The following is a 15,344-nucleotide window of genomic DNA, read 5'->3' on the forward strand; positions in this document are numbered from 1 at the left end:
ATTCTCGCTTTGCTGCATGGAACTGCGGAGCAACATTTCTGAAGGCGTCGGGTTCCATCGGAAGTCAACGAGAGGGGGCTGCTTTGGAGTCCCGTCCTGCTGAACGCGCCACCGGCGATCCCGCCGGCGCGTGCAGATCATGGGCGCGCCGTTCTGAACGCAACGTGAGCGACGGACCTGCGCGACAAACTTGGAGCCGAGACGTGAACATTCGACCTGCTCGCCAGCCACGGCAATTTCGCTTCTCGTGGCTTACGCTGGAAGGCTTGGGGCTGCATCCGGGGCCGGGCCGCCGGTCTTCCACGTCGTGGAATCGCAGACAGCAGCTGCCGCAATGCCGACGACTGTTGCGCTCCGCGGCACGATTGTTGACTTATCGCAATTAAGGAATCCGGCCGAGGCTCTACCAGTCGATTGGTCTGCAGCAGCCGATCCAGGCGGGGAGGATGACTGGTCACCCGAAAGGACGTCAAAGTCAGTCGGGCATTCCAGGGTTATGCACAGGATCGAACGAACGTCGGCGACAAAAATCGTATTGGCTCCCGGGTCGGCAATGTCGCACACAATCACTTGGAAGGGATTTGAATGCTTCGATTGCGTGCGCTGAACGCTCCGACGCCATTTCTCTTTTTCACTGGCAAGGGCGGTGTGGGCAAGACGTCGCTCGCTTGTGCGACCGCCATCAGTCTCGCGGACCGTGGGTTGCGTGTCCTTCTGGTCAGCACCGATCCTGCGTCGAACCTCGACGAGATGTTGGAAGTTGAACTAACTGACAGTCCAGTGCCGGTGCCGAACGCGGCAGGGCTCTTCGCGATGAATATCGACCCTGAGACCGCAGCCGAGAGCTACCGAGCTCGCGTGCTTGAACAGCTCGAGCCCACGGTGACCGATCAGGAGAGATCGACCATACGCGAGCAGCTTTCCGGCGCATGCACCACCGAGATTGCCGCATTCGACGAGTTCGTCGGATTGCTCGACGGAGACAGAGCGGGTTACGACCATATCATCTTCGATACGGCCCCGACCGGCCACACCCTGCGGCTCCTGAGCCTGCCGAAGGCTTGGACCGGTTTTCTGAAGGACAACAGCCGCGGCGCCTCCTGCCTCGGCCCGCATTCCGGTTTGAAGATGCAGGAGGATCGTTTTCGACAAGCGCTCCAGGCGCTGAGCGATCCGAGGCGGACGACCGTGGTCCTGGTGACCCGCGCCGACCGGAGCGCAATCCGGGAGGCGGCGCGAACGTCGAGCGAACTTGATGGGCTCAATCTCACCAATCAGACGCTCGCCGTGAACGGACGCTTTCACGCCACTGACCCTACTGACGCGGTCGCAAGTTCACTCGAGCGGGATCAGGATGAGGCTCTCGCCTCGATGCCGGACTCGCTGCGTAAGCTGCCGCGGGACGAAATCCCACTGGTTGGGTTCGACATTGTGGGTCTCGCGGCGCTCAGGGCAGTGTTGTCGTCGTCCGGTCCACGGCTTGAGACGTCGACTGGCGAACAAGTTGGAGTGCCGGTTGACGTGCAGGGACTCGACCGTCTGGTCGATGACATCGCTCACCGCAATCGCGGCCTCATCATGGTCATGGGTAAGGGCGGCGTCGGGAAGACGACGATTGCGGCTGCCATCGCTGTCGGCCTCGCGAGGCGCGGGCATGCCGTCCACCTCAGCACGACCGATCCAGCGGCCCACGTCACGGATGTCGTTGACGCCGCGAGCCCAGGGCTGACGGTGGACCGGATCGATCCTCGGCGCGAGACGGAGCGCTATGTCGCGAAAATACTAGCGAGCCGCGGCCGCGACCTGGATGAGCAGGGCAAGGCGCTCCTGCTTGAGGACCTGGCTTCGCCCTGCACGGAGGAAGTCGCCGTTTTCCATGCCTTCTCGCACGTGGTTGCGGAGGCTCGGAGCGCCTTTGTGGTGCTCGATACGGCGCCGACCGGTCATACCCTGCTCCTACTCGATGCGACCGGGGCCTATCATCGCCAGTTGACGAGCCAATTGGAGCCGGGCGGTGCCGGCCGGGTGATCACGCCGCTGATGCGGTTGCAGGATTCCACCTACACGCAGATCATCCTGGTGACCCTGCCGGAAACGACGCCCGTTTCGGAGGCCGCCGCTCTCCAGGAGGACCTGCGGCGCGCCGGCATCGAGCCGTTCGGTTGGGTGATCAACAAATGCCTCGCCGCCTCCGGAACTCGCGATCCCCTGCTGCGGGCGCGGATTGCCAGAGAGCGGATGCAGATCGCTCGTGTTCAGGACGGCTTGGCCAAGCGCGCTTTCATCATGGCGTGGCGAAGCAAGCCTCCCATCGGCATCGAGGAGCTGGAGACGTTATCGATGCCGAGTTCTTGATCACGTTCAGCTCGATCGCGATCTGGTCTCCCCCTATCGGGATCACGTCTTCATTGCCCGATCGCAGGATATGGCGAGATCAGGGGCCGAGTTTGTTGCGGTCGTTGCGACGCAGCGACGGCGAAAATCCCCGCCCGCCCGTCGGGCAAATCGGCCGCTCAGTTTTGTTGGATTTGCGGCGCGCGCTCTCCTCTCATGGCCTGTCGAGCTGTCAATTCCATGTGCGCCGATGGACTGATTTCGTCAGCCAGTTCAGCTGGATCACTCGTGTCCAGTCCCATCGGCAAAAATATTCCTGTTTCCATTTTTCAGAATTTGATGTTCACTCCGCTCGTCCCGCCTCGATCTGAGGGGCGTATCGCGGTCGTCACGAACGTGGGGTGCGGGATGCGATGGGCGTATCGAACCGCAGCGCGAGCGATCGTGCCGACGAACGGTTTGATGCGCACGATCAAGCCGTGTGGTCCTGATCTCCCGGTGCTGAGATCAAGTTCGCGCCGACGATGGCGCTGATGACAGGGGCAAGACAGCCGGTCCCTGGGGAGAGCACGGAGTAAGCCGTAAAGCCATCGCGCAGGGAAGGCCGGGATGTCCCAGCCGAACCTGTGGTTCCTGCCCCGTGCATTTCTTTCGCACGGGGGCCATGGGGGCGGCGAGCTCCCGGTCTTCCCTGCGCCCTCTGTATTCAAGGGGGCAAACGAACAGCAAAGCTCGGGCGCCGATGCGCCGCGAGAAGGTGATCTTATGTCTCTCCACGTCATTGCGAGGCGCCCTTGCGCCGAAGCAATCCAGGGCTCAGCGCGCGACTCTGGATTGCTTCGCTTCGCTCGCAATGACGCAGAGAGAGGAGCTGCAAACTCGGTGTCATTCCGGGGCGCGGCTCGCGCAAGCCCCGGAATGACGCGGAGGAGAGCGTTGGCTCTACAGCTCCCTTGCATTGCTGAACGCGAACGAGCTGACGCGCCGCGTCGTCTCATCCAGGATCAGCGTCCGCGTGATCGGCGGCTCGGCGCGCTGGGCGCAGTTTTCGCGTTCGCAGAGCCGGCAGTTGACGCCGATCGGAGTGCCCTCGGCTTTCTCCAGATCCATGCCGGCGGCGTAGACGAGGCGCGACGCATGCCTGATCTCGCAGCCGAGGCCAATGGCGAAGCGTGGCTGCGGCAGCGGATGCGGCGCGACCGGGCGGCGGACCATCTGGGCGATCGAGAAATAGCGAGAACCATCGGGTAGCTCGATGATCTGCTTAAGGAGGCGGTCGGGTGTGTCGAAGGTCGAATGCACGTTCCACAGCGGGCAGGTGCCGCCGAACTTGGAGAACGGGAAGGTACCCGACGAGAAGCGCTTGGAGACGTTGCCGGCATTGTCGACGCGCAGCATGAAGAACGGGATGCCGCGGGCGTTCGGGCGCGACAGGGTCGTGAGGCGGTGGCAGACCTGTTCGAAGCCGGTGCTGAAGCGCTGCGCCAGCACGTTGATGTCGTAGCTCAGCGCCTCCGCAGCAGTGAGGAACGGCGCATAGGGCATCATGACGGCGGCGGCGAAGTAGCTCGCGAGCGTCATGCGGTAGAGCCGGCGCGCGGTGTCGTCGATGGCGCCGGCGCGGCCGATGATGAGCTCGAACTGGGCTGCGCATTCGGCCATGCCGAGCTGCACCGCGAGCTGGAAGGTGCGTCCGGGCCCGTCGACCAGTTCGGAGATCAGGAGCTGGCGGCGATGGCGGTCGTAACGGCGCAAGGTCTCGCGCATGACGTCGACCGGCATGACCCGCGTCTGCACCGAATGCTTTTCGCGCAGACGGGCGGCGAGCGCCGCATAGAGCCCTTCGGCCGGCACGTCGAGCGCGTCGCGCAGGCTTTCGGCCTGCTGCTCGAGCTCGGCGAAATAGTTGCGGTTGGCTTCGATCAGGTCGCGCACCCGCTCGATCGGGTTGGCCTCGAAACGGGCGCCCTCGTTGCGGTCGGCCATCTGCGCCGCCACCAGCGTCTCGCCGCGGCGCGCCTCGGTGTAGGCCGCGTACAGCCGCTGCAGCGCGTGGGTGACGCCGGGGCAGAGCTCGGCGAGATCGCGCAGCTCCTGCTTGGGCAGCTCGATCTGGCGGAAAAGCGGATCGGAGAAGATCTCGTTGAGCTCGGCGAAGAAGCGGTCCTCGTCGGCGCTGGCGAGGTCGCGCAGGTCGAGGTCGTAGGTTTCGGCCAGCCGCAGCAGGATCTGGGCAGAGACCGGGCGCTGGTTGCGCTCGATCAGGTTGACATAGCTCGGCGAGATGCCGAGGCCCTCGGCGAGCTGGGTCTGCGACAGCCCCAATTGCTGGCGGATGCGCCGGAAGCGCGGGCCGACGAACAGCTTCTTTCCGGATTCGCCGGGCATCTTGATCTCCTTGGGGGTAGCCAGCCCTGGATTGTGACAAATTTTACAAAATGACATTTATGACAAGTGATGATGTTACATGACATCACCATTCGAAAACAAGGGCTCTATACGAAACAGCCGGATTCGCGTTTATCTCCTGTCACGCAATTCGCAATGCACTGTCAAAGTTGTGACGGTTCAAGGAGAGTCTCATGAGCAGCAATTTCTGGGTGATCGGCGGCGAGTTCGGCTCGATGAATTTCCACAAGCTGGTGGAAGGCTCGGCCCAGGTGAAGGGTCCGTTCAAGTCGCGCAAGGAAGCCGAGGACTGCTGGCGCGAGGTGTCCGAGGAGAACCGCCACAAGGCTGGCGTCCGCTTCTCGATCGTCGAGGAGCCGCAGCGCGCTCCGGCGGCCTGACCGCCGATAAGGAATGCATTGCCGGGTATCTGAATAAGCTCAAGGAAGAGCCCAAGGACGGGGCGGTCTCAGCCGGGTCACATCGGCGGGGGCCGCCCACGTCCGTTTCGTGGTTACGACGGCGTGCTTATAACCCATTGAAGATGAAAGGGGATTGCAGAATACTGGGTTACTGCTAGGTTAACACGGTGGGAACCTGGCGAAACCAGGGCCGAACCGTGAAAGCGTGAGCGATGTCCGAGGCCGCCGATAGCAGCACAGACTCCCGCCCCGTGCGCCTGCGCGAAGCGCTGCGCCAGGCCCGGATCGAGGCCGCAGACCGAACAGGCGTGGTGGTCGACCTGCGCGACGCCGAGGTGGCGCGGCTGGAGATCCTCAACGATGCGCTCGACCCGCTGTTCGCGGAGATCCCGAGTCAGCTCGATCTGTTCGATCGCGGCATCAGCCAGGGTGAGACGCCGCGGCTGTGGATCGACGTCGTCGCCCATGTCGTGATGGGACGCGACAAGCGGCAGTACCGCTTTGTGCAGGACACCCGCAACGGCCGCATCGTGCTCGCCGAGTCGCACGACATCGGCGCAATCGTGAAGGCCGTCACCGACTACGTCGCCCGCCGCATGGTCGAGCGCGAGCGCGCCTTCAGCGTCGCGCGGGCTCAGGCGAGGACGATCGCCGAGGCGCCGCGGCGGCGTGGTGGGATCTGGCCGTTCGTGCTCGGCTTCGTGCTCGGCGCGCTGTCGCTGTTCGGGGTCGCATTCTATGCGAGCCTGCAGCAGATCTGACGGCCTGGCCGCGACTCAAAGCAGGCGGACCTCGCGGATCTCGCGCACGCGCAGCGCCTCGTTGACCGCGCGCACGGTCATGTCGCAGCGCCAGTGATTGCCGTCGCTGCTGATGGCAAACATGTTGTAGGCCGCGGCCGGATAGTGGCCATGCGCGATCGAGGAGGCCGAGGGCACGCCGACGACCGGGATCTTGCGCTCCGGGCCGTCGATCCAGAGCGTCGAATGCACGTGGTCGTGGCCGTGCAGGATCAGCTCGACGCCGTGGCGCGCGAGCAGCGCGATCAGCTTCTTCGCGTCGGTCAGCCGCTTCATCCGGTGGGTCGAGCGCAGCGGATGATGCACCAGCAGCACGCGGAACAGCTGCTCGTGCGCCAGCGATTCGAGCATCTGCTCCAGCGCAGCGAGCTGTGCGCTGCCGAGCCGTCCCGTCGCCATGAACGGCGCCGAAGGCACGGCAGAGGACAGGCTGATCAGCGCGAGCGGCCCGCGCCGGCGCAGCGACGGAAACGTGGCCGGTCCCTCGGCATCGCCGCCGAAATAGTCGGCAAAGCTCTCGGCGAAGCGCAGCCGCGTGGAGCGCACATAGGCGTCGTGATTGCCGGGAATCGCGGTGACCCTGTCCGGCGGCCCCACGGTCCGCAGCCAGGCCTGGGCGATGGGGAATTCGGATTCCAGCGCGAAATTGACCAGATCGCCGGTGACGGCGATCTGGTCCGGCATCTGCGTGTGCAGGTCGGAGATCAGCAGATCGAGGATGTCGCGGCGATGGTACTTGTAGCGATTGCGCGTCCAGTTGAGATAGCCGAGCGCGCGCTTGCCGGCGAGCTCCGACAGGCGCGGCTTGTGCTGTGGCGCGAGATGCGGGTCGGACAGATGGGCGAGCGTGAAGGCAGCCATTATGCCCCTCGGTGCCGATGGCGGATGCAAGCGCGCCCAGATGTCATCTCGTGCTATCCCTCGTGGTGCCCGGCTCTCATGACAAGCCCTGCCAGCGAGCGCAAGAACAACCAGGACGACGACAGCGATGACGACATATCTGAGCCGGCTGCGGATCCGGCTCGAGCCCGCGCTCCGGCGCGGCTTCCACCTCTATTGGCGCTTCGCCCGCGGCATGACGCTCGGCGTCCGCGGCGTGGTGCTGGATGCCGAGAACCGCGTGTTCCTGGTCCGGCACGGCTATGTCTCGGGTTGGCACCTGCCGGGCGGCGGCGTCGAGGTCGGCGAGACGTTCATCGAGGCGCTGACGCGGGAGCTGTTCGAGGAGGGCCGGATCGCGCTGGAAGGCGAGCCAGAGCTGCACGGCATCTTCCTCAACGGCCACGTCTCGCCGCGCGACCACGTCGCCGTCTTCGTTATCAAAAGGTTCACGCAGGACCGGCCGCCGGAGCCGAACCTCGAGATCGTGGAGACCGGCTTCTTCGCCCGCGACGCGCTGCCGGAGGGAACCACGCTCGGCACGCTGTCCCGCCTGCGCGAGGTGCTAGACGGCGTTAAGATCATTCCCACCTGGCGGCCGGAACAGCACGTTGCCGCCGGATCATTATGAATTTCTGCACCGAATGAGGGCAGTCTCCCGTCCCGTGGGAGAGGGGTCGATGATATCACCTTCGATGCGGATCGCCGTGCTGGTGCCCTGCTACAATGAGGAGGCCGCGGTCGCCACCGTGGTCCGCGATTTCAAGCAGGCGCTGCCGACGGCCACCGTCTACGTCTACGACAACAATTCCAAGGACCGCACCATCGAGGTCGCGCGCGCGGCCGGCGCCGAGGTGCGCTCTGAGCGGCGGCAGGGCAAGGGTCACGTCGTCCGGCGCATGTTCGCCGATGTCGATGCTGACATCTACGTGCTGGTCGATGGTGACGCGACCTATGACGCGCCGAGCGCGCCCGGCATGGTTGCGCGTCTCGTGAGCGAGCGGCTCGACATGGTGGTGGGTCTGCGCGTCGACCAGGAGCAGGCCGCCTACCGCATGGGCCATCGCACCGGCAACTGGATGCTGACGAGCTTCCTCGCCGAGGTGTTCGGCCAGGCCTTCAAGGACATCCTGTCCGGCTACCGCGTATTCTCGCGCCGTTTCGTCAAATCCTTCCCGGTGCTCTCCGACGGCTTCGAGATCGAGACCGAGCTGACCGTGCATGCGCTGGAGCTGGCGCTGCCGGTCGCCGAGCTCGCGACGCCATACTACGCGCGGCCCGAAGGGTCCGTCTCCAAGCTCAACACCTGGCGCGACGGCTTCCGCATCCTCGGCACGATCCTGAAGCTCTATCGTTCGGAAAAGCCGCTGCGCTTCTTCAGCGCGATCGGCATCTTCCTCGCGCTGGTCTCGATCGGCTTCGCGATTCCCATCTTCGTCACCTATATCGAGACTGGACTGGTGCCGAGGCTGCCGACCGCCGTGTTGTCGATGGGCCTGATGATCATGGCGCTGCTGTCGGCCTCGTCGGGCCTGGTGCTCGACACCGTCACCCGCGGCCGCCGCGAGATGAAGCTGCTGGCCTACCTGTCACACGCCCCGATCGAGGGCTGATGCAGGCGGAAGCTTGTGTCCGTCCGCCGTTCCGGTCATGGTTCGGGCGTCAACGTCCTGAACGAGAACACCGCCTCCATGCCCATCCTCAACAGCATCGCCGCGCTCGCCGACGACATGGCCGCCTGGCGCCATGATTTCCATGAACATCCGGAGTTGATGTACGAGGTGCACCGCACCGCCGGCATCGTCGCCGAGCGCTTGCGCGAATTCGGTTGTGACGAGGTGGTGACGGGCATCGGGCGCACCGGCGTGGTCGGTGTCATCCGCGGCCGTCGGACCAGTTCAGGTCGCACCATCGGCCTGCGCGCCGACATGGACGCGCTGCCGATCGAGGAAGCCTCGGGCGTGCCCTATGCGTCGAAGACGCCGGGCCTGATGCATGCCTGCGGCCATGACGGCCATACCGCGATGCTGCTGGGTGCCGCCAAGCATCTCGCCGACACGCGCAATTTCGACGGCACCGCGATCGTGATCTTCCAGCCCGCCGAGGAGGGCGGCGCCGGCGGCAAGGCGATGGTGGACGATGGATTGATGACCCGCTGGGGCATCCAGGAGATCTACGGTCTGCACAATGCGCCGGGCGTGCCCGAAGGCGTGTTCGCGCTGCGGCCGGGTCCGATGCTGGCGTCATCGGACCAGCTCGAGATCACCGTCCGCGGCAAGGGCGGTCATGCCGGCGCCGGCGTTCACAAGGCGGTCGACAGCGTGCTGATCGCCGCGCACATCATCACGGCGCTGCAGTCGATCGTGTCGCGCAACGTCGATCCGATCAAGTCGGCGGTCATCTCGATCTGCGTCGTCGAGGCCGGCAAGGCGATGAACGTCATTCCGGAGACCGTCGAATTGAAGGGCACCGTGCGCACGCTCGATCCCGAGGTGCAGGACCTGGTGGAGCGCCGCATTGCCGAGGTCGCCGACGGCATCGCCCGCACCTATGGCGGTGAGGCGACGACGAAATACACGCGGCTCTACCCGATCACGATGAACCATGCGCGCGAGACCGGCGTCGCCGCTGACGTCGCTCGCGACGTTGTCGGCGCGGAGCGGGTGGTCGACAATGCGCCGCCGCTGATGGGGGCCGAGGATTTCGCCTTCATGCTGCAGGCCCGTCCCGGCGCCTTCGTCTTCCTCGGCATGGGCGACGGCAAGGATTGCCACCACCCGGCCTATCGCTTCAACGACAACATTCTCGGCCACGGCGCGTCCTATTGGGTGCGGCTGGTCGAGAAGACGATGCCGGCCGATTGATGCCGGCGGCGTGGCGCTAGCTGCGAGCGGTCGCCTGCAATGACCGTTGGCGCCACTGCCGCGGGCTGCAGCCGCTCCAGCGCGAGAACGCACGGGAGAATGCGGACGCCTCGGAATAGCCGAGCAGGAAGGCGACGTCGCCGAGCGGCAGATGCGCTTGGCGCAGATAGTGGCGGGCGAGGTCGAGCCGCGTCACCTCGACGAGGTCGGAGAAGGTGGCGCCGAACTCGGCAAGCCGGCGCTGCAACGTCCACGACGTGGTCGACAGCGCCTCGGCGACCTCCTCGAGATGAAGCGCGCCGGCCGACAACCGCCGCCGGATTTCGCCACGGACCAGATCGAGGAACGCGGGCGTGCCGCAGGAGCCGGCGACACCGGCAAGATCTGTCGTCAGCCGCTGCAGGCGAGACAGATTGGCCTGGGGCATGGCGCGGTCCAGGCCGCGGTCGCGAAACACCAGCGCATTCGTGCCTTGTGACCAGCCGACGTCGGCATCGAAGGCTGCCTCATGATCGCGCCAGGCAGCCGGCCGGGCATGTTCGAACAGCACCATGTCGGGCGCCCAGCCCGATGGCAGGCAGGCGCGGAAGACGTTCGCGAACATGCCCATGGTCAATTCGGCGTCCTGCCGGCGATCGACGATCGAGCCGTCGAGAATGCGATATTCCAGCCGGAGCAAACCGTCATGGCGCGTGAGACGGGTTTCGGTCGCCTGCTGATGCCAGGGAAACCACAGCGCAAGATGCTCGATCGCAGAGCCCAGCGTCGGCGCCGCGAGTGCGATCTCGCCGATCAGGCCGAGCATCTGCGGCTGGTAGCGCTGGCCGAACCACAGTCCGAAATTGTCGTTGCCGGTCTCCTGCGCGGCATCTTCCATCATCGCGACGTAGTCGGCGAGGTCGAGCGCGCGGCGGGTCTGGCCGAGGCATTCGGCATCGATGCCCACCCGTTCGAACACCGCTTCGGGGCGGCCTCCCGTCAGGGCGATGAAATCGGCGACACCGGTCGCAGCAGCGGCCAGAATGTTCCGGCTGCGGTCGCGCGGATGCTGGTGTTCGGCTGCGGGAGGCTGTGCCATGAAATCCTCGCCTTTGAGGACGTACGCCGTCGGTTGACACCTCGTAGTTATGCAAGTCACGTGCCTGCCGAAGCGGGCTATCGATAGAGCCCCCCGCGCAGGGACGCGGAGGGCTTGGTTCGATCCTGGATCTCGCGAGTCCTCGCGGATCAGTCGGCCATGGCGCGGGCCTCGGTCAAGGCGATGTCGAGCAGGTTGTCACTCGCCGCGTTGCCGCGCTTGCCGGCCGTCAGACGATAGAGCAGCAGACCGGCGGCGAACAGCACCACGAAGGCCGCGAACACCTGCAGGTTGAACCAAATCATCGTGAGCAGCGAGAGCGTCGCACACACCAGCGCCACGGCCGGAAGCACGGGATAGAGCGGCGCCTTGAACGGCCTGATGAGATTGGGCTCGGTGGCGCGCAGGCGGAACAGCGCGGCCATGCTCATGATGTACATCACGAGCGCGCCGAACACGCTCATGGTGACGATGTTCGCCGTCAGCGTCTGCCCGGCGAACTGGATGAGCTCGTCGGAGTAGATCGCGGCGATGCCGATCACGCCGCCGGCCAAGATCGCCCAATGCGGCGTGCGGCAGGTCGGGTGCAGCGCGGCGAGCTTGGCCGGCAGGAAGCCGGCGCGCGACAGCGCGAAGATCTGCCGCGAGTAGCCCATGATGATGCCGTGGAACGAGGCGATCAGTCCGAACAGGCCGATCCACACCAGCATGTGCAGCCAGCCGGAGTTTTCGCCGACCACGATCTTCATCGCCTGCGGCAGCGGATCGTTGATGTTGGCGAGCTTCGACCAGTCGCCGACGCCGCCGGCCATGATCATGGTGCCGAAGGCGAGCACGACGAGCGTCAGAATCCCGGCGATGTAGGCGAGCGGAATCGTCTTGGTCGGATTCTTGGTTTCTTCCGCGGCCATGGCCGCACCTTCGATCGCCAGGAAGAACCAGATTGCGAAGGGGATCGCCGCGACGATGCCGCCGATGCTCGTCAGCGAGAACGAATTCTCACCGGCCCAGCCGTTGGCGGCGAAGTTGGCGAAGGAGAAACCGGGCGACACGACGCCCATGAACACCAGGAGCTCGGCAATCGCCAGGACCGTGACGAACAGCTCGAACGTCGCGGCGATCGATACGCCGGCGATGTTGAGGGCCATGAACACCAGATAGGCGCCGAGCGCGGCGGTCTTGGGCGACAGCGCCGGAAACTGGACGTTGAGATAGGCGCCGATGGCGAGCGCGATGGCAGGCGGAGCGAACACGAACTCGATCAGCGTCGCGAAGCCGGCGACGAAGCCGCCGAGCGGGCCGAAGGCACGGTAGGAATAGGCGAAAGGACCTCCGGCATGCGGGATCGCGGTGGTGAGCTCGGTGAAGGAGAAGATGAAGGTCGTATACATCACCGCGATGAAGATCGTGGTGACGAGGAAGCCGAGCGTGCCGGCCTTGTCCCAGCCATAGCTCCAGCCGAAATATTCGCCGGAGATCACCAGCCCGACCGCGATGCCCCACAGATGGAGTCCGGTCAGGCTCTTCGAAAGGGTCGGTTTGGCCTCGTCACTCATGTCCAGTCGCTCCTGTCTGCTTGTGATGGGTGATTTGGGATGACGATGTGGTCGTCTCGATCGCGGCATCCGGCGCCGCCTCCTTGAGGCCGATGCCGGTGACGCCGATCCGCAGCGCCTCGCGCACCAGCCAGGCCAGCTTGTCGGCGGCGCGCTCGGCCGAGAGCCCGTGGTCGTGAATGTTGGAAATGCAGTTGCGGGCGCTGTCGCGCAGGCCCGGGGCCGGGTGCAGCGTCAGATACACTCCGAGGGAGTCCGCGGCCGACAGACCCGGACGCTCGCCGATCAGGACCGCGACCAGCCGTGCGCGCATCGCGGCGCCGACATCGTCACCCAGCGCCACACGCGCCTGCGAAGCCAGCACGATCGGGCCGATGGACAGGCCCGTCAGACGCGCCTCGGTGGCGATCACGACAGCGGCGGCATGGTTTTCGACGGCATCCGCCGACAGCCCGTCGGCAATGATGAAGACGAGATCGTACGGACCGGATGTCAGCCTGGCGGCTTCCTCCGCGGCGAGGCGGCGCCCGAGGTCGGGCCGGCGCAGATAGCTGGCGCGGTCCGGCGCTGCACTCGCGACCTTGATCACCTCGCGCGGCGCGAGCGCGTCGGCGATGCCGTCGAAATCGACCTTGCCCCATACGGCATCGCGCGCGAGCGCATGCGCCATCTGGAATTCCAGCTTCGCGGCCGTCGGAAGCCCGTCGCCGGAGCGGCCGAGTGCGACACGGGCGCGCGTCATCCCGCGCAGCAGGTCGAACGGATCGTCCCTCATGCCCGCGCTCCCTGGCCGATCAGCCGGACTACGGAAGGCGAGCTGCCCGGCAATGGCGGCACGCGGCCGCTTTGGTCGAGCAGGCCCATCCGCGCCAGCCAGGCCTCGAACTCCGGCGCCGGGCGGCGGCCGAGCAGATGCCGCAGCCGCATCACGTCGTGATGCGACAGGCTCTGATAGTTGAGCATGATGTCGTCGGCGCCCGGCACGGCGATCAGGAAGTTGACGTTGGCCGCCGCGAGCAGCAGCGCCAGATCGTCCATGTCGTCCTGATCGGCCTCGGCGTGGTTGGTGTAGCAGACATCGCAGCCCATGGGCACGCCGAGCAGCTTGGCGCAGAAATGATCCTCCAGCCCGGCGCGGATGATCTCCTTCGCGTCGTAGAGATATTCGGGACCGATGAAGCCGACCACGGTGTTGACCAGCAGCGGTGAAAACACGCGCGCGACGGCATAGGCGCGGGCCTCGACGGTCTGCTGATCGAGGCCGTGATGGGCGTCGGCCGACAGCGCCGCGCCCTGGCCGGTCTCGAAATACATCACGTTGTTGCCGACCGTGCCGCGCTTCAGCGACAAGGCTGCGTCCTGCGCCTCGGCGAGCAGCTTCAGGGTCACACCGAAGCCGGCATTGGCAGCCTCGGTGCCGGCGATCGACTGGAAGACGAGATCGAGCGGCGCGCCTTTCTCGATCGCCCGGATCGAGGTCGTGACGTGGCTCAGCACGCAGGACTGCGTCGGCACCTCGAATTTGAGCCTGAGATCATCGAGCATCGTGAGCAGGCGGATGCAGGCCTCGACATTGTCGGTCGCGGGATTGATGCCGATCACCGCATCGCCCATGCCGAACAGCAGGCCATCGAGCGTGCCTGCGGCGATCGCCTGGGGATCGTCGGTCGGATCATTCGGCTGCAGCCGCGACGACAGCCGCCCCTCCAGGCCGATGGTGGAGCGGAAGCGGGTCACGACCCGGCATTTGGCGGCGACGGCGACGAGATCGCCATTGCCGCAGAGCTTGGAGACCGCGGCCACCATCTCCGGCGTCAGGCCCGGCGCGAGGGCGGCCAGCCGGTTGGCATCCGCCTCCCAGGACATCAGCCATTCGCGCAATTCTCCGACGGTCAGCGACGCGACGGGCGCGAATGCGGCGGCATCGTGGCTGTCGAGGATGAGGCGCGTGACCTCGTCGCTCTCGTAGGGAATCAGCGGCTCGTCGAGGAAACGCCGCAGCGGCACGTCGGCGAGCGCCATCCGCGCCGCCACCCGCCGCGCGGCGCTGTCGGCTGCTATGCCAGCCAGCTCATCGCCAGAGCGGCGCGGCGAGGCGCAGGCCAGCAGCGTCTTGAGATCGTCGAACACATGAGTTTCGCCGCGATGGCGCGACCGGAACGCACCCGTCATCTTCGACCTGCCGCTCGTGCTGCGTCAGAGCGGTCCAAGCGGCCGCGATGGCGACCACAACGCTCATGAGCCGGGGCAGGTTAAGCGAGGGCGGCTCCGGAAACTTGACATCTTAGCACAATCTTCGGTCACGCCGCGCGAATGCTCAGAAAACTGGCATCGGTGACCCCCGGGGGCGGGCGAATGCTGTCAACACGTGGACGGCCCGCCATGGACCGCGCCGCTCCAGAATGCTATCTCGCCACCCCACATGAGTGACCTGTCCATTACGATCTCCGCCGAAAAGCCGGGCGACGCGCAGGCGATCGAGCGGCTGCATGAGCGCACCTTCGGCCCCGGCCGCTTCGTGCTGAGCGCCTACCGCTTGCGCGAGCATGTCGATCATCTGCTCGCGCTGTCGTTCACCGCCCATATCGGCACTTTGCTGGTCGGCTCGGTGCGGCAACTGCCGATCTGCGTCGGCGACACCAAGGCGCTGATGCTCGGGCCGCTGACGGTCGAGCCGCCGTTCCGCAAGCACGGCATCGGCCGCATGCTGATGGAGCGCTCGGTCGTGGACGCGCGGGCGCAGGGCCACCGCTTGATACTGCTGGTGGGTGACGCGGCCTACTACGCGCGCGTCGGCTTCAAGCCGGTGCCGAAGGGCAGGGCGATCATGCCGGGACCGGTGGATTACAACCGGCTGCTGGTGAACGAACTGATCGAGGGCGCGTTCGAGGGCGTCGAGGGTGCGATCCGGCCCGATTGGGATTACGCGAAGTAATCTCGGTCTCTCCGTCATTGCGAGCGCAGTGTTCAGCCCGGAGACATAGCTTACACCTGTTCGGGGACATAGTTGACAGTTTTGGGGT

General features: G+C 65.7%; 13 protein-coding genes. 7 read left to right on the forward strand and 6 right to left on the reverse strand.

All coding sequences use genetic code 11. The features are described 5' to 3' along the window. Positions 1-585 precede the first annotated feature (585 nt). The gene (arsA, locus tag ACQR0W_RS07065; protein WP_315717317.1) at positions 586-2,355 is read left to right on the forward strand and encodes an arsenical pump-driving ATPase; all 1,770 of its coding nucleotides are present in this window, start codon (positions 586-588) and stop codon (positions 2,353-2,355) included. A 921-nt stretch (positions 2,356-3,276) separates the two neighbouring features. Here arsA and ACQR0W_RS07070 read toward each other — a convergent pair. Next, positions 3,277-4,722 carry a helix-turn-helix domain-containing protein gene (locus tag ACQR0W_RS07070; RefSeq protein WP_316171613.1) on the reverse strand — a complete coding sequence of 482 codons (1,446 nt, stop codon included), beginning with the start codon at positions 4,720-4,722 and terminating at the stop codon, positions 3,277-3,279. 194 nt (positions 4,723-4,916) lie between these two features. Here ACQR0W_RS07070 and ACQR0W_RS07075 point away from each other — a divergent pair, with 194 nt between their 5' ends. Both ACQR0W_RS07075 and ACQR0W_RS07080 read left to right on the forward strand, forming a co-directional pair. Continuing rightward, positions 4,917-5,123, forward strand: a complete 207-nt coding sequence (locus tag ACQR0W_RS07075) for a DUF4170 domain-containing protein (RefSeq protein WP_315717315.1) — start codon at positions 4,917-4,919, stop codon at positions 5,121-5,123. Positions 5,124-5,356: 233 nt separating this feature from the next. Then, on the forward strand, positions 5,357-5,905 hold the full coding sequence (locus ACQR0W_RS07080; protein ID WP_316171614.1) for a hypothetical protein: 549 nt from the start codon (positions 5,357-5,359) through the stop codon (positions 5,903-5,905). Positions 5,906-5,920: 15 nt separating this feature from the next. Here ACQR0W_RS07080 and ACQR0W_RS07085 read toward each other — a convergent pair whose 3' ends face one another. Continuing rightward, a complete protein-coding gene (locus ACQR0W_RS07085; RefSeq protein WP_316171615.1) occupies positions 5,921-6,805 on the reverse strand; it encodes a metallophosphoesterase family protein in 885 nt (294 codons plus the stop codon). 127 nt (positions 6,806-6,932) lie between these two features. Between ACQR0W_RS07085 and ACQR0W_RS07090 the strand changes: the two genes are divergently transcribed. The 3 genes from ACQR0W_RS07090 to ACQR0W_RS07100 all read left to right on the forward strand — a co-directional run bounded on the left by ACQR0W_RS07090 (position 6,933) and on the right by ACQR0W_RS07100 (position 9,687). Then, complete coding sequence (locus ACQR0W_RS07090; RefSeq protein WP_315717312.1) at positions 6,933-7,454, forward strand: NUDIX domain-containing protein; 522 nt, start codon at positions 6,933-6,935, stop codon at positions 7,452-7,454. 49 nt (positions 7,455-7,503) lie between these two features. After that, a complete protein-coding gene (locus ACQR0W_RS07095; protein ID WP_315717311.1) occupies positions 7,504-8,436 on the forward strand; it encodes a glycosyltransferase family 2 protein in 933 nt (310 codons plus the stop codon). A 78-nt stretch (positions 8,437-8,514) separates the two neighbouring features. Next, positions 8,515-9,687: a M20 aminoacylase family protein gene (locus ACQR0W_RS07100; protein WP_315826995.1), complete on the forward strand. Its 1,173-nt coding sequence runs from the start codon at positions 8,515-8,517 to the stop codon at positions 9,685-9,687. Positions 9,688-9,703: 16 nt separating this feature from the next. Here ACQR0W_RS07100 and qhpR read toward each other — a convergent pair whose 3' ends face one another. The 4 genes from qhpR to ACQR0W_RS07120 form a co-directional block, all read right to left on the reverse strand. Continuing rightward, a complete protein-coding gene (qhpR, locus tag ACQR0W_RS07105) occupies positions 9,704-10,765 on the reverse strand; it encodes an AraC-like transcriptional regulator QhpR (RefSeq protein ID WP_315717308.1) in 1,062 nt (353 codons plus the stop codon). 149 nt (positions 10,766-10,914) lie between these two features. Beyond that, a complete protein-coding gene (gene eat / locus ACQR0W_RS07110) occupies positions 10,915-12,321 on the reverse strand; it encodes an ethanolamine permease (RefSeq protein WP_316171616.1) in 1,407 nt (468 codons plus the stop codon). Beyond that, positions 12,314-13,096: an ethanolamine ammonia-lyase subunit EutC gene (eutC, locus tag ACQR0W_RS07115; protein ID WP_316171617.1), complete on the reverse strand. Its 783-nt coding sequence runs from the start codon at positions 13,094-13,096 to the stop codon at positions 12,314-12,316. Before eutC ends, eat begins: the two co-directional genes overlap by 8 nt. Beyond that, a complete protein-coding gene (locus ACQR0W_RS07120; RefSeq protein WP_316171618.1) occupies positions 13,093-14,493 on the reverse strand; it encodes an ethanolamine ammonia-lyase subunit EutB in 1,401 nt (466 codons plus the stop codon). Before ACQR0W_RS07120 ends, eutC begins: the two co-directional genes overlap by 4 nt. 250 nt (positions 14,494-14,743) lie before the next feature. On the opposite strand from ACQR0W_RS07120, the gene ACQR0W_RS07125 reads away from it, so the two are divergent. Next, a complete protein-coding gene (locus tag ACQR0W_RS07125; protein ID WP_315717304.1) occupies positions 14,744-15,256 on the forward strand; it encodes a GNAT family N-acetyltransferase in 513 nt (170 codons plus the stop codon). Positions 15,257-15,344: the final 88 nt, after the last annotated feature.

This window comes from Bradyrhizobium sp. HKCCYLRH1034, assembly GCF_051168375.1.
GTDB lineage: Bacteria > Pseudomonadota > Alphaproteobacteria > Rhizobiales > Xanthobacteraceae > Bradyrhizobium.